This window comes from Vulcanithermus mediatlanticus (assembly GCF_055385885.1).
The window spans coordinates 1,112,030-1,125,266 of the sequence record NZ_AP042385.1 but is presented as its reverse complement, the minus strand read 5'-3'; the positions used below and the strand labels follow the sequence as shown (position 1 = coordinate 1,125,266).

The 13,237-nt window shown below is 65.9% G+C and carries 11 protein-coding genes and 1 pseudogene; 7 read left to right on the top strand and 5 right to left on the bottom strand.

What is annotated here, in order from left to right:
- The first annotated feature begins 15 nt into the window (after positions 1–15).
- Both pruA and ACZ5BT_RS06715 read left to right on the top strand, forming a co-directional pair.
- Positions 16–1,569, top strand: coding sequence for an L-glutamate gamma-semialdehyde dehydrogenase (gene pruA / locus ACZ5BT_RS06720; protein WP_464883841.1), 1,554 nt, complete (start codon positions 16–18; stop codon positions 1,567–1,569).
- A gap of 96 nt (positions 1,570–1,665) precedes the next feature.
- Positions 1,666–2,070, top strand: a complete 405-nt coding sequence (locus ACZ5BT_RS06715) for a DUF4395 domain-containing protein (protein WP_464883840.1) — start codon at positions 1,666–1,668, stop codon at positions 2,068–2,070.
- Between the two features lie 60 nt (positions 2,071–2,130).
- Here ACZ5BT_RS06715 and ACZ5BT_RS06710 read toward each other — a convergent pair whose 3' ends face one another.
- From ACZ5BT_RS06710 to ACZ5BT_RS06690, 5 genes and pseudogenes are all read right to left on the bottom strand, one after another.
- The gene (locus tag ACZ5BT_RS06710; protein WP_464883839.1) at positions 2,131–3,273 is read right to left on the bottom strand and encodes a BMP family ABC transporter substrate-binding protein; all 1,143 of its coding nucleotides are present in this window, start codon (positions 3,271–3,273) and stop codon (positions 2,131–2,133) included.
- A gap of 13 nt (positions 3,274–3,286) precedes the next feature.
- Positions 3,287–4,189 carry an ABC transporter permease gene (locus tag ACZ5BT_RS06705; protein ID WP_464885785.1) on the bottom strand — a complete coding sequence of 301 codons (903 nt, stop codon included), beginning with the start codon at positions 4,187–4,189 and terminating at the stop codon, positions 3,287–3,289.
- Between the two features lie 16 nt (positions 4,190–4,205).
- Positions 4,206–5,231, bottom strand: a complete 1,026-nt coding sequence (locus ACZ5BT_RS06700; RefSeq protein WP_464883838.1) for an ABC transporter permease — start codon at positions 5,229–5,231, stop codon at positions 4,206–4,208.
- A 35-nt stretch (positions 5,232–5,266) separates the two neighbouring features.
- Complete coding sequence (locus tag ACZ5BT_RS06695; protein WP_464885784.1) at positions 5,267–6,817, bottom strand: ABC transporter ATP-binding protein; 1,551 nt, start codon at positions 6,815–6,817, stop codon at positions 5,267–5,269.
- A 24-nt stretch (positions 6,818–6,841) separates the two neighbouring features.
- A pseudogene (locus tag ACZ5BT_RS06690) lies at positions 6,842–7,912 on the bottom strand (integrase core domain-containing protein); the annotation flags it as partial.
- A gap of 274 nt (positions 7,913–8,186) precedes the next feature.
- Here ACZ5BT_RS06690 and ACZ5BT_RS06685 point away from each other — a divergent pair.
- Genes ACZ5BT_RS06685 through ACZ5BT_RS06665 form a run of 5 tightly spaced genes read left to right on the top strand, consistent with a single transcriptional unit; the run spans position 8,187 to position 13,236 of the window.
- On the top strand, positions 8,187–8,867 hold the full coding sequence (locus ACZ5BT_RS06685; RefSeq protein WP_464883837.1) for a hypothetical protein: 681 nt from the start codon (positions 8,187–8,189) through the stop codon (positions 8,865–8,867).
- A gap of 8 nt (positions 8,868–8,875) precedes the next feature.
- Positions 8,876–9,649 (top strand): hypothetical protein, encoded by a 774-nt coding sequence (locus ACZ5BT_RS06680; protein ID WP_464883836.1) that lies wholly within the window; start codon positions 8,876–8,878, stop codon positions 9,647–9,649.
- Positions 9,650–9,652: 3 nt separating this feature from the next.
- A complete protein-coding gene (locus ACZ5BT_RS06675) occupies positions 9,653–10,324 on the top strand; it encodes a hypothetical protein (RefSeq protein WP_464883835.1) in 672 nt (223 codons plus the stop codon).
- A complete protein-coding gene (locus tag ACZ5BT_RS06670) occupies positions 10,321–12,660 on the top strand; it encodes a hypothetical protein (RefSeq protein ID WP_464883834.1) in 2,340 nt (779 codons plus the stop codon). The genes ACZ5BT_RS06675 and ACZ5BT_RS06670 overlap by 4 nt, the downstream gene beginning before the upstream one ends.
- A 21-nt stretch (positions 12,661–12,681) precedes the next feature.
- Entirely contained in the window at positions 12,682–13,236 is a 555-nt protein-coding gene (locus ACZ5BT_RS06665; protein WP_464883833.1) for a class I SAM-dependent methyltransferase, read from the top strand.
- The last annotated feature ends 1 nt before the right edge of the window (position 13,237 follow it).

Below are 13,237 nucleotides of genomic sequence, written 5' to 3'. Positions count from 1 at the left end.
TAAGGAGGGAAAAGCATGACGGTTGAACCATTTCGGAACGAACCCATCGAGACCTTTACCAGCGAAGAGGCCCGGGTGATGATGAAGCGCACCCTGACCGAAATCAAAGCCCAGTTCGGTCAGGAATATCCCCTGGTGATCGCCGGGGAGCGGATCTTCACCGGCGACTTCATCGACTCCCTCGACCCCTCGGACCCCTCGAGGGTGGTGGGCCGGATGGCCAAGGCGGGCAAGGAAGCGGCGGAAGCGGCCCTCGAGGCCGCCTGGAAGGCCTTCCCCGCCTGGAAGGCCCTGAGCCAGGAAGCTCGCAGCCGGGTCCTGCTCAAAGCCGCCCACATCATGCGTCAGAAAAAGTCGGAGCTTGCCGCCTGGATGGTGTTTGAGGTGGGCAAGAACTGGGTCGAGGCCAGCGCCGACGTCGCCGAGGCCATCGACTTCCTGGAGTACTACGCCCGCGCGGCCCTCGACTTCAAAGGCCCCGAGGCCATCCCGGTGGTGCCCTTCCCCGGCGAGGACAACGAGTCGTTCTACATCCCGCTGGGCGCCGGGGTCTCGATTAGCCCCTGGAACTTCCCGGTGGCGATCTACACCGGGATGTTCGCCGGCCCCATCGCGGTTGGCAACACGGTGGTGGCCAAACCCGCCGAGGACGCGGTGGTGGTGGCCTACAAGGTCTTCGAGATCATGGAAGCAGCCGGCCTGCCCCCCGGCGTACTCAACTTCCTCCCCGGCATCGGAGAGGAAGTCGGCGCGTACCTCGTCGAGCACCCCAAGACCCGCTTCATCAACTTCACCGGGAGCCTCGAGGTCGGCACCTGGATCAACAAAGCCGCCGGCGAGGTACGTCCGGGGCAGCGTTTTTTGAAGCGGGTGATCACCGAGATGGGGGGCAAGGACGCGATCATCGTCGATGAGAGCGCCGATCTCGACCTGGCGGCCGCGAACATCGTGGCCAGCGCCTACGGCTTTTCCGGCCAGAAGTGCTCCGCCGCGAGCCGGGTGATCGCGCATGCGGCCATCCACGACCTGCTCATGGAAAAGGTCGAGGCCCTAACCCGAAAACTGGTGGTCGGCCCGACCGAGGAAAACCCCGATCTCGGTCCGGTCATCAACGCCGCGCAAGAAAAGAAGGTCCTCCACTACATCGAGCTCGGCAAGCGCGAGGGGCAGCTCGTCCTCGGCGGTGAGAAGCTCGAAGGGGCGGGCTTCTTCATCGCCCCCACCATCTTCACCGAAGTCTCGCCGACGGCGAAACTCGCCCAGGAGGAGATCTTTGGCCCCGTGCTGAGCGTGATCAAGGTGAAGGACTTCGACGAGGCCCTCGAGGTGGCCAACGACACCGTCTACGGCCTGACCGGCGGCGTCTTCGCCCGCGACCGGGAAAAACTCGAGCGCGCCCGGCGCGAGTTCCACGTGGGCAACCTCTACTTCAATCGCAAGATCACCGGGGCGCTCGTCGGGGTGCAGCCCTTTGGCGGCTTCAACCTCTCGGGCACCGGCGCCAAGACCGGGAGCCACGACTACCTCCGGCTCTTCTTGCAGATGAAAACCGTCGCCGAGCGGTTCTAAGCACACCACCTGCCCCGCCCGCGCCTCAGGCGCGGGCTTCTGCAATTGTGACTCATACCATTGAGTGTATAACGCTCAGTGGTATAGCATCGCCCCATGCGGACGGACCAGAATCAGATCCGATTTAACCAGATTCTCCTTGGGGTGGGGCTCCCGCTCAGCCTCGCCTTTTCCTGGAGCGCCGGGGTCTACCTGCTCGCACTCCTCATGGTCTCGCAGCACCTTGGCCTCGACCTGATGGTCCTCCTCAAGCGGCTTACCGGCATCCCCAAAAAGCCGGTCGATGAAGACCCGAGGCCCCATCGCTTTGCCAGGACTCTGGGTGCCGTTTTCCTGATCGCCGCCTCGCTGGCGCTGCTCTTCGGCCACCCCTACCTCGGCTGGACGCTGGCCCTGGTCGTGGCCGCGCTGGCTTGGATCAACCTGCTCCTCCGGTTTTGCCTGGGCTGCTTCCTTTACTATCAGTTCCGCCTGCTCCGCTACCGGCTTGGCCTTGGCTAAGCGACCTCTCAAAAAGCCCCCCCAGGCTATAAGCCTGAGGGGGCTTTTGGCATTCCCCGATTACTTCGGTTCGTTCGGCCAGGGCCCCACCACGCCCTCAACCGCCCACTCGATCGTCTGCAGCTCCTGCTTCGAAAGGCGAAGCCCTTCGGGCACGCGGAGCACCCCTTTACGGTCGTAGATCGGCCCCTGGAAAGGATCAAAGGCCAGTTCGACGTCACTCATGAGCGCATGAAGCTTCATGACCAGGTCATAAACGCTGATCTCCCCAAAGACCGGGTGCTTGATCTTTTTGGCCTTGAGCTCGGGAACGAACTTGGGATTGACCGGCACTCCAAAATCCGCGCCCAAAACCACCGCCTTTTGCGGCAAAAGCCACCAGTAATCCACGTCCTGGAGGTTCTTTGCGGTATAGAGGCCGGCGCGGACCTTGGCCAGGAAGTCCTTGTATATCTCGCCCCAGCGAACGAGCTGCCCGCTCACCACGTAGTCGGGGGCGAATTTGAGCATCGGCGAGTAATGGGCGAACGAGGGGAAGCCCTTCTCGGCTGCCACCTGCACCACCGTGGGCGAGTCTTCGGTAAAAGCAAAGACGTCGGCGCCGTCGGCGATGAGCGCCTCCGTGGCCTCCTTGGCCGCCGCGGGGCTGTACCACTCGTAGATCCAGCGCACCAGCACCTTGGCCTTGGGGTTCACCGCCCGCACCCCGAGGGTGAAGGCGTTGATGTGCCGTTTGAGCTCGGGGATCGGGAAGGCACCCACATAGCCCACCTTTCCACTCTTGGTCAGCGCCCCGGCCATGAGCCCGTTGAGGTAGTAGATCTGGTAGAAGTCGGCCATGTAGGTGGCCACGTTAGGCGCCCGCTTAAAGCCAGTGGCATGCGCGAAGATCACGTCGGGATAGCGGCGGGCGGCCTCGAGGACCCCGTCCATGTATCCAAAGCTGGTCGCAAAAATCACCTTTGCCCCCTGCCGCACCATCTGGTCGATGTAGCTCCCAACCTGCCCCTCGGGCACCGACTCCACGTAGGTGGTTTCAAGCCAGGGGAACGCCTTTTCCACCGCCTTGCGCCCCTCGTCGTGGGCACGGGTCCAGCCGTAGTCACCCACCGGACCAATGTAGATGAACCCTGCCTTGAGCTTCTCCTGGCCGAAGGCCAGCGCTCCCAGGACCAGCAGCACCGCCACGAACCACTTCTTCATCCCCTCATCCTCCTTACGACCGCTCGCCCCGTATGTAGGGGCGTCCCAGCGCCTCTGGCGCGCCCAGCCGAACGCTCTTGCCCAGGGCGCTCAGGACCAAGAACAAAATGGTGAAGAGGTAGGGCGTCATCTTCAAAAACTCGGGAGCAAGGTAGGCCTGGAAACGGTAGGCCAGGTGGTAAAACGCCCCGAAGACAAACGCCGCCCCCACCGCCCTCAAGGGGTCCCAGGAAGCAAAGATCACAATCGCCAGCGCGATCCAGCCGAGCCCCGCGGTCATCCCCTCGGTCCAGGAGGGCCGGTAAGCGAGCGAGAGGTAAGCCCCCGCGACCCCGGCCATCACACCGCCGAACACCACCGCCAGGTAGCGAACGAGATCGACGTTGACGCCGAGCACATCCGCCGCGGTGGGGTTTTCCCCGACCGAGCGCAACACGATCCCCGAACGCGTTTTATAGAGGAAAAACCAAAGGGCGAATGCGGCCAGGAATCCGAGGTAGAGGAGGGGGCTTTGATCGGTAAACACGCCGGGACCGAGCACGGGCAGATCCTTCAGGAGCGGGACATCGGCCCGGGGCATGGGGTGCGCCAGCGGCCGCCCAGCGAACGACTTGCCCAGCAAGCCGGAAAGGCCAAGCCCCACCATGGTGAGGGCCAGACCCGATACGTACTGGTTGGCCCGGAGCGTCACCGAGAAAAAGGCGTGGGAAAGCGCCGCCAGCCCCCCGACCGCCATCGCCGCCAGGACCCCGAGCCAGACCGATCCGCTGGCATCGGCCACCGCGAATGCGGAAAGCGCTCCCAGGATCATCATGCCCTCGACCCCGAGGTTGATCACCCCGGCTCGTTCGGTCACGATCTCCCCGAGCGCGGCCAGCAGCAACGGGGCGGAAAAGGCAAACCCCCGCGCCAGCATGACCACGAACCAGTCCTCAACCACGACGCCCTCCAAAGCGGATCCGGTGATGAATCAGGACCTCGGCGCCAATCAGGAAAAAGAGGATCAAACCGTTCACCACCTGTACCAGCTGGAACGGTGTTTGCAAGGCCACTTTGGCCACGTCGCCAGCGGCGAAAACAAAACCGATGAGCGTGCCGGTCAGGAGAACAGCCAGGGGATGGTTCCGAGCCAGCCAGGCCACGATGATCGCGGTATAGCCGTAGCCGAGAGAGATCTGCAAGGGGCTGAGCAAACGGTGATGATTCGCGGCAACCTCGACAAAGCCGGCCAGCCCGGCGGCGCCGCCGGAAAAAAGCGCCACCAAAAGCATGGTCCGTACGATCCGGACCCCCGCATACCGGGCCGCCTCTGGATTCTCACCCACCACCCGCACCTCAAAACCGAGCGTGGTCCGGCCCAGGACCCAGCTCAAAAACGCCGCCCCCAGCCCGGCGAGCAAAAGCCCGGGCCAGGCGAGTGCGGTCCCCGGCAGCAGCGGGAGCCACGCCGCGTCGGGAAAGGTATCGGTGTAGGCAAAACCAAACACCGAGCGCCCCCGCCAGGGCCCGTGGATCAGCCATTCCACCAGGTAAATCGCGACGTAGTTCATCATCAGGGTGGTAATGACGTCGTTGACCCCAAGGCGAACCCGGAAGTATGCGGGTACCATGGCCCAAATCGCGGCGGCGACGAAGGCTGCAAAGGCCATGGCCGGCAGCATCAGCCACCCCGGCACGCCGGAAAAGAGCGCGACCCAGCTCGCCGCCACCGCCCCCAGGAGCAGCTGCCCTTCGGCCCCGATGTTCCAAAACTGAGCCCGGAAGGCAAAGGCGAGTCCGATCCCGGAGAGAATGAGGGGGACGGCCCGGCGGAACACCTCCGCAAGCCCCCGGCGATCGGTCAGCACGCCCTGATAGATCACGGAAAGCGCTTCGCCGGGAGGGGTTCCGTAGAGCCACAGCAGCAGCAGGCTGGCCACGAAGGCGGCGACCACCGCCGCCATGGAAATCAGAACCACCCATGCCGGCGAAACTTTATGGCGGGGTTCAAGCCTCACGCCGACACCCCCGCCATCAACAGCCCAAGCCGTTCTCGCGTGGCGTCCTTGGCCTCCAGCACCGCGACCACCCGTCCCTCAAAGAGCACGGCAATACGGTCCGATAGGTGGAGGATCTCCTCGAGGTCCTCGCTCACCAAAAGCACACCGGCGCCGCGTTCCCGTGCCTCCAGCAGCGCCTGGTGAACCTGGCTGGCGGCGCCGACATCAAGGCCGTAAGTCGGGTGGGCGGCCACGATGATCTCGGGATCGCCGTGGAGCTCACGGGCCAGGATGAGCTTTTGCACGTTGCCGCCGGAGAGAAACCGAACCGGAACCCGGACGCCCGGCGTCTTGATCCGGTACCGTTCCACGGCTTTGAGCGCGAAGCGGTCAATCGCCTTCGAGTCCAAAACCGGCCCCCGGGCAAACGGCGAACGCCGGTAGTGTTTGAGGACCAGATTTTCCGCCACGCTCAGCGTACCCACCACGCCACGACGGTTGCGGTCCTCAGGCACGTGCGCCACCCCGGCCTCGAAAAACGTCCGAGCGTCTTTTCCGGTGAGATCGCGATCGCGAAGGCGGATCCAGCCGCGGTGAGGCCGCCTCAGGCCAGTCACCGCCTCGATGAGCTCGCTCTGACCATTGCCAGCGACCCCGGCCACGCCGAGGATCTCACCCTCTCGGAGCTCAAAGGACACATCCTTGACCGCAAAATACCCCCGGTCACCCCGAACCCACAGATCCTTGACGAAGAACATCGGCCGTCCCGGCGCCCGGCGCTTCGCGTACGCGGGATGTTCGGAGGCCTCACCCACCATCAAACGCGCAAGGCCCGCCCGGTCGGTTTCGCTGGTACGGAGGCTCGCCACCACCCGCCCCCGGCGCAAAACCGTCACCCGGTCGGCGATCTCCATCACCTCATCCAGCTTGTGGGTGATGAACACCACCGCGTGTCCGGACGCCTTCATTCGCCGGAGGACACGAAAAAGACCCCGCGCCTCCTGCGGGGTCAGGACCGAGGTCGGCTCGTCTAAAATGAGAAGCTTCACGTCGCGGAGCAAAACCCGGAGGATCTCCACCCGTTGCTGCTCACCGGCGGAAAGCTGCCAGACGTAAGCGCCCGGATCGACGGGCAACCCGTAGCGCTCACCGAGCTCCCGGAGGCGCTCGGCGACCCGGCGCGCCGGAAAAACATACGGCAACCCGCCAAGGCCGAGGGCCACGTTCTCGGCCACCGTGTGCTTCCGCACCAGTTCGAAGTGCTGGGGTACCAGCCCGATGCCGAGCGAGAGCGCCTCCTTGGGCGAGCCGATCCGCACCCGACGCCCGCGAATTCGAATTTCACCCTCGTCGGGGGCCAAAAGCCCGTAGAGCATGCTGACCAGCGTGCTCTTGCCCGCACCGTTCTCGCCCAAAAGGGCGTGAACCTCTCCCGGGCAAACCTCAAGGTGCACCGCGTCGTTGGCGACGACCCCAGGAAACCGCTTGGTGAGGGAATGGACTTCGAGGAAGGGCTCGCTGCCCCGACAAGGCGACTGCGCCCCGGCCCCTCCCACGCGGCCCATCCTAACGAGCGGACGCGCCGAGGGCAAGCCCCTGTAATCGGTCAACACATCTGAGACTCTTTTGGGGACCGACTCCGCTTGCATTCTAGCCAGGAACTCAAGAGGCGCAAGGCCGTTGAGCGCACGATGGGGCCTCCTGCGGTTGTAGTAGTCCAGATAGGCGTCGAGCTCCCTTTGGAGCTCGGGGATCCGGGAAGGCAACGGCCGGGTGTAAAACTCCTCCCTGAAGGTCCGCTGCATCCGCTCCACGTGGCCATTGAGCTTGGGACTTCTCGGGGGCAGCACGAAGAGCTCGATACCCAAACGTTGGCAAGTTTCCTCAAACTCGGCCATGAACTCGCTGCCACCGTCCACCTGAATGGCCCTGACGGGAAAGGGGGCCTGGGTGATGAGGTGGGCCAGAAAGCCAGCTGCTAGGTTGGCCGTGGCCCGGGTGTGCACCTCGGCCAGGGAAAAGCGGGTGTAAAGGTCTACCGCCGAAAAATGCTTGACGACCTCCCCGGGTCCTAGGGTCACGGTAAGGGTGTCCACCTGAACCAGGTCGCCGGGTGAGGAGGCGACGTAGCTTTTGGGTTTCCTCCTGGCGTAGGGGCGCCTGGGCCTTCGCTTCACCTTCCCCCGTCTCGCCCGGGCCAGGAAGGCGGCCACGCTTTCAACACGACGGTGCGCTCCCAGGTGGGCCAGGATGCGGCCCACGGTGCGTTCGCTAACCCCAAAGCCTTGCTTCCCCAAGGCCAGCCAGATCGGCCAGCGGCCCCAGGTGGGGTTTTGCTTCCTCAAAGTTTCAATCGCAATGAGAAGTTCGGGCGTCCAGTGGAGCTTTCGTCGCAACCGCCTTGGGCGTTTGGATCTGGGCACAAGGCCTTTGAGGCCTTCTTCCCTGAGTCGCTTTTCCCAGCGGTAGTAGGTAGCCCGGCTGATTCCCACCAGGGACTGGATCTCGGACCAGTCCACCTTGTGTTTCCGGAACGCCTCGACTTGTTTGAGCTTTCGCAGACGGTCTTGGACCGTGGGGTCGCCCGCTCCAGCCTCCTGGAGCACCTGGGCTTTCCTCGCCCCCCTCCATACCTCCCGGCCAACCGTTGTAAGCTGCATACGTGGGGACCTCCTCTCTCCTGGAGTGGTCCCCACATTCTTATCGATTCGGTCTCACATGTGTCTGTCCGGGTTCAGCCCCCTCCTCGAGGCCTACCCTGGAATATTTGCCAAGTTTGCTGGAAATAAGTATAATTCCGCCAGCGGCAGGAGGCGAAGATCCACAACTTCCCAAACGGGCGCCATGGGGTTGTGGGGAGCCAGTGGCGCGACCGGCCTGCGACCTCGGAGGTGAGAAACAGTGAGGAGGTCGCTTCATTTTTTTGCTGCCGCCGTGGCCACGTTGCTGGCCGTACCTGCCCTGGCGGCGTTTGGCAATCAGACGGTGATCAACCTGAACTTTCCCCGATACGTGGTCGTTTACACCAACGTCACCTCGGTCAGCTTCTTCTCAAGCACCACGGCAGCCGCCACCGGGGCGTTGGCGGGCCAAACGATCGGCGGAACCACCTACTACACCACGGTCGATCAGTGCCTGAACGCTCTAAACCAAGCCGGTGGCTTACCGAGTGCCTACAGCGTGAACGCGACCACAACCCAAACCGCAAGCGCCACCTGCGACTTCGCCCCCAACGACGTGGTGAAAGACAGCGGCTTCTCGGTGAGCGGTTACGCCAACGCCGCCACGAACGACACCGACGGCGAGCTGCTCATCATCAGCAATGACCCGGCCGCAACCTTTGCGGTGAGCGCGACTCCGAGTGGCACCCTCTCCGCCCCGGTTTACGTCGTCCCCGGCTACGTCAACACCAGCGGCCAGATCAGCCAAAACAGCACCACCACACCCCAGGACGTCACCACCGGTGCGACGTTCACCCAGGCCGACGCCTACACCACCGACTACAGCTTCGCCCGGGTCATCCCGCTCCTCTTTTACGCCCAGATCGACCCGCTCAGCACCGGCCAGCTCAACGAGAGCGTCACCCTGACCTGGTCGGTGGTGTTCGGCCCCTAGGAGGACGGGTGCGTGGCTTTCTCGGACGCTGGCTCCCCCCCTTGATGGGGGGGCTTTTGCTCCTTTTCGCCCAGGCCCAGCGCGCCCCGGCGCTGGGCCTGGCGCCGCCCTTCGTGGAACTCGAACTGGCCCCGGGCCAACGCTACGAGGGGATCATCCGCCTGGTCATGGCCAAAAAGGGCGAGGGTCAGTTCGAGGTGCAACCTTTGGATTTCGAGTTCGATGATGCCGGCCAACTGGTGGTTGAACCGCCGGGAATGAACCCCTACAGCGCTGCCGACTGGCTGCAGTTCTCCGCCGACCCCTTCGCCCTCAGCGAGGGGAAGGTTCGAACCTTCTCCTACGCGGTCGAGGTGCCCCCCTCGGCCCGGGGCAGCTATTGGAGTGCGATCGCGTTCACGCCGGTGGTGAACCCGGAGCAAAGTGGGGGGAAGGTGAGCGTTCAAATCCGCACCCAGGTCCTCTTCGGCATCTACATCACCACCACCGGAGGGCAGGACCCCGCGTTCGCCATCGACGAGGCCCGCTTGCGCGAGGGCAGGCTCGAGGTCCTGGTCTCGAACCGGGGCAACACCTACCTGGCGCTGGGGGGCACGGTGCGTTTCCTCGACGATCGGGGTCGGACCGTCGCCCAAAAATCCTTCCCCAAGTTCCTCCTGCTCCGCGACGCGAGCCGCCTCTTCCGCTTCGACCCGCCACCCACGAGCCGGGCCGCGGTGATCGAGGTGCGCGACCGCAAGGGGAAGCTCCCGGCACAGGCGCGGGCCCTGCCCCTGAAATAGGCCATGCTGCGCTGGATCGGGCTGGTTCTCGCATTCGCCTCGCTCGCCCTGGGGCAGTCCTGGACGCTCTTTGGCTTTGCCCAGGCCCCGGCCAACGCCAGCTTTAACCCGGCCACGCAGGATCTGGTGTGCGCGGCCCTCGAGGCCCCCGACCAGAGCGGTCTCTCGCTGACCGTGCTCCCCGGAACCTGTGCCTCTCCCGTCGTCCGCTGGCCTTACGACACCGACGATAACCAGCAGCGCTACGCCCTGACGTTCCAGCTGGCGTTTTGGGGCCAGGGGAAGGCCTCCGACCCCCTGACCGGGGTCGGGGCTCTCACGACGCTGCTCAAAAACAACTACCTGCTGGCCCTCGCCGTCTCGGGCACCGGAACCGGGCGGCGGCTTGAATACCTCCCCCCACTCCAGCCAGGGGGGAGCGTCAAAGGCCCGATGCCGGACGGCCCGGGCTGGACGGCCTACACCGCACCAGAAACCGACATCCCCTTCGGGAACCCCACGGTCCTCTACACCCTCGACCTCAGCAGCTTCGTCTGCCAGCTCTTCGGCGCGCCCTACGCTCCCTGCTGGTACGGGGTGCTGACGTGGGACCTCCCCACCCGTCTGCGTCTGGGGCGAGATGCACCCGGGAATCCCCAGCTCCAAATCACCCTCCAGGGTTTTCGAAGGCGGTGAGCACCGTGCGGCGGACCGTCCCCACGCTGATCCTCGCCCTTTTGGGCTGGGCGCTGGCGCTGAAACCGGGTGAGGTTTTCTCGCTCGTGCTCCCAAGCGGGAGCGAGATCACGGCGGTCGAGCAGGCTGCCGAGCTTCAGCCGCCCCTCGCCCTGTCCAGCGGCGATCTCTACCTCTTCCGGGTCGCCGAGAACGCCAGCGCCGACGCCGGGATCGTCGTCCGCTACCGAACGCCCTCGAGGGAAACCGGCCAGATCCGGCGGACGGTCGACTACCGGCCAGAACTCCGGCTGAGCTTTCCCGCCTCGCTCCGGCTGGGCGCGGACGGTCGGGCGCTGGCCCGGATCGTCCTGGAAAACCGGGGGAACGGGAAGGCCGATTTCCATATTCGCATCCGCCTGGGGACCGAGACCCTCTACCGGGATACCCTCACCCTGGGACCGGGGCAGAGCGGGGAACGGGCCATCCCCATGGACCGGCGGGGGGTCTACCTGGTCGAGGTGGTGGACACGCGCTCCGGCGCCACGCGCTACGCCTGGCTCCGGGTCAGCGGCGGCGGGCAGGAGGGATTCGACGAACCCGCGCTCGATTTCGATCTGCGTGGCGGCCTCGAGGCCGGCGGGCCCGGGATCGAACTGAGCGTTTCCGGAAAACTCAGTGACTACGTGACGGCCCGGGGCCAGGCCCGGTTGGATCCCCGCGGCCCCGCGGTTTCGCTGATGCTCCTCGGGCCGGGACCGCGGGCGGCCTGGGTGCAGCAGGCGGATTCGGGCGAGGTCGTGCTCGGATACGGGGCCCGTCCCTGGGAGGGCCAGCTTGCCGTGCGTTATCCAAGGGTCACGGCCGCCGCCAGACTCAGCTACGATCCCGGCGCCTCGCGCCGGGTGGGCCTGGACCTCGAGGCCACGCCGCAACGCCTCAAGGGCCGCCTCACCGCCAGCGGTGGCCCCCTTTCCAGCTGGCTCGAGTGGCAAAGCGGAAGCGGGTTCGGGGGCGGGGCAGAGTTCAGTTGGTCGGTCGCGGGCTGGGTGTTCGATACCACCCTGGGCACCGAAAGCGATCGCTGGCGGGGAGCCTTCCGCCTTTTTGGCCACGGCTGGCGCGCCGAGCTCGACCTCCCCGACCCCAAAGCCCGGCTGCGCGCCGAGGACCAGGGGGTATTCGGGGAGGTCGAGCTCGCTACGGGAAGTCTCCGCTTCAGCGTTGGCAACCCCAATCTCACCCTCGCCCTCCAGGCTGAGGGCGGAGTGGCCACCCCGAGCGTGAGCTGGAAGGGGCGGTGGGCGCTCGCAGCGGTGGGGCTCTCGGCCCGGCTTTCGCTTTCACCCGCCCAGGGCCAGGCCGAGCTCGGCGCCGACGCGGGGACCTTCGCGGCGCGGGTGGGGTTGGCCCTGGCCAGAGCCCCGCGCCCCGACCGGGTCTGGGTCGAGGGTCGCTGGCGGAGCGGCGCCTGGGAGACCAGGCTGCGCCTGGAGCGAATCGCGAACGAAACCAGGGTCGCCCTCAGCGGGCGTCAGCGCTTCCGGCTCGAGGTTCCGGAAACGGTGGCCGATCTCTTCGGGGGCACCCGTTACGCCCGCGTACAGCTCGACTGGCCCTGCCGGGCCGAGCGAGCCACGATCGAGGTGGACGGGCAGACCCGCGCCGTGGCCAAGGGCCAGTGGCTGCGCCTCACCCCGGGAACCCATCGCCTGGCGCTCGCCGACCCCCTGCCTCCGGGGTGCGTCGCCGAGGCCTGGACGAAGACGCTTTCCCTCGGCGCCGGAAAACGCGCCCGTCTCCGCCTCCCCCTCGTCCGGCCGGCGAGGCTCGTCATCACGCTCGAGGGCAATCCGCCCCCGGGGTCGCTGCTCGTCCTCGAGGGTGCGCGGGGCGCCATCCGGCGGCCGCTCTCGTCCATGGTCGAGATCGACGGCCTTCCCCCGGGCACGTACCGGCTGCGCCTTTTGGGGCTCGGGGCCACCTGGGAAGCCGACCCCCAAGAAGAGCGCCTTAAGCTGCGTTCGGGGGAAATCGGAAGCGCGAACTTTACCCTGCAAAGGCGGGTGCTCGTCGCCGAGTCCCGGCTCCGGATCGAAACCCTCGAGGTCAGCACCACCACCCCAGCCCCCGGCGATTCCCTCGCGGTTCAAGCCCGAGTGAGCGGGGCCGACCGGGTCTACGTACGCATCGGTCGCCGCCTCTTCCCCCTGACCCGTAAGGGGGAGGCTTGGTTTGGCGTCGCACAGCTCCCCCAACGACTGCGGGGCCGGCTGCTGCTCCGCCTGGTTGCGGAAAGCCAAGAGGAGCGTCGGGTGCGTAACATCGCGCTCTCCGTCCGCCCGCCGCTCAGGTAGCCTCCGGGGGTATGCTCGGGTATGGTCCCACACCGTTTTCCCGGAACCCCTGAAGACCTCGAGGCCGAAGCACGCCTCCGTCGCCTGCGCCCCGACCGCATCGTCCAGGCCTGCGTTCAAGGGCTCGAACCCACGGCCTCGGTGCTCGAAATCGGCGTGGGCAGCGGCGTGCTCCTCGCCGAGTTCGCCCGGCGGGGCTATCGCGTCGGCGGCGTCGACATCCGCCCCGACATGATCGAGGCCGCCCGGCGCCGCCTCCCCAATGCGGAGCTCATACTGGCCCCAGCAAACGCGCTTCCCTTCCGGCCCCAGAGCTTCGACCTCGTGCTCTTTGGGCTGGTTTTCCACGAACTCGAGGACCGGGTGGGTGCCTTGCGCCAGGCCCGCCGTGTGGCAAAGCGCCGGGTCGCGGTGCTCGAGTGGCCCTACGAAAGCGGCGAGTTCGGCCCGCCCCTCGACCACCGGCTGCCCCGTGAAACCGTTCTGGCCGAGTTCGCCGGGGCAGGGCTTTCCCCGGTGACGAGCGAACGCGTAGGCGCGTTGGTTCTCTACTTCAGCGAAGCGACGACGTCCTGAA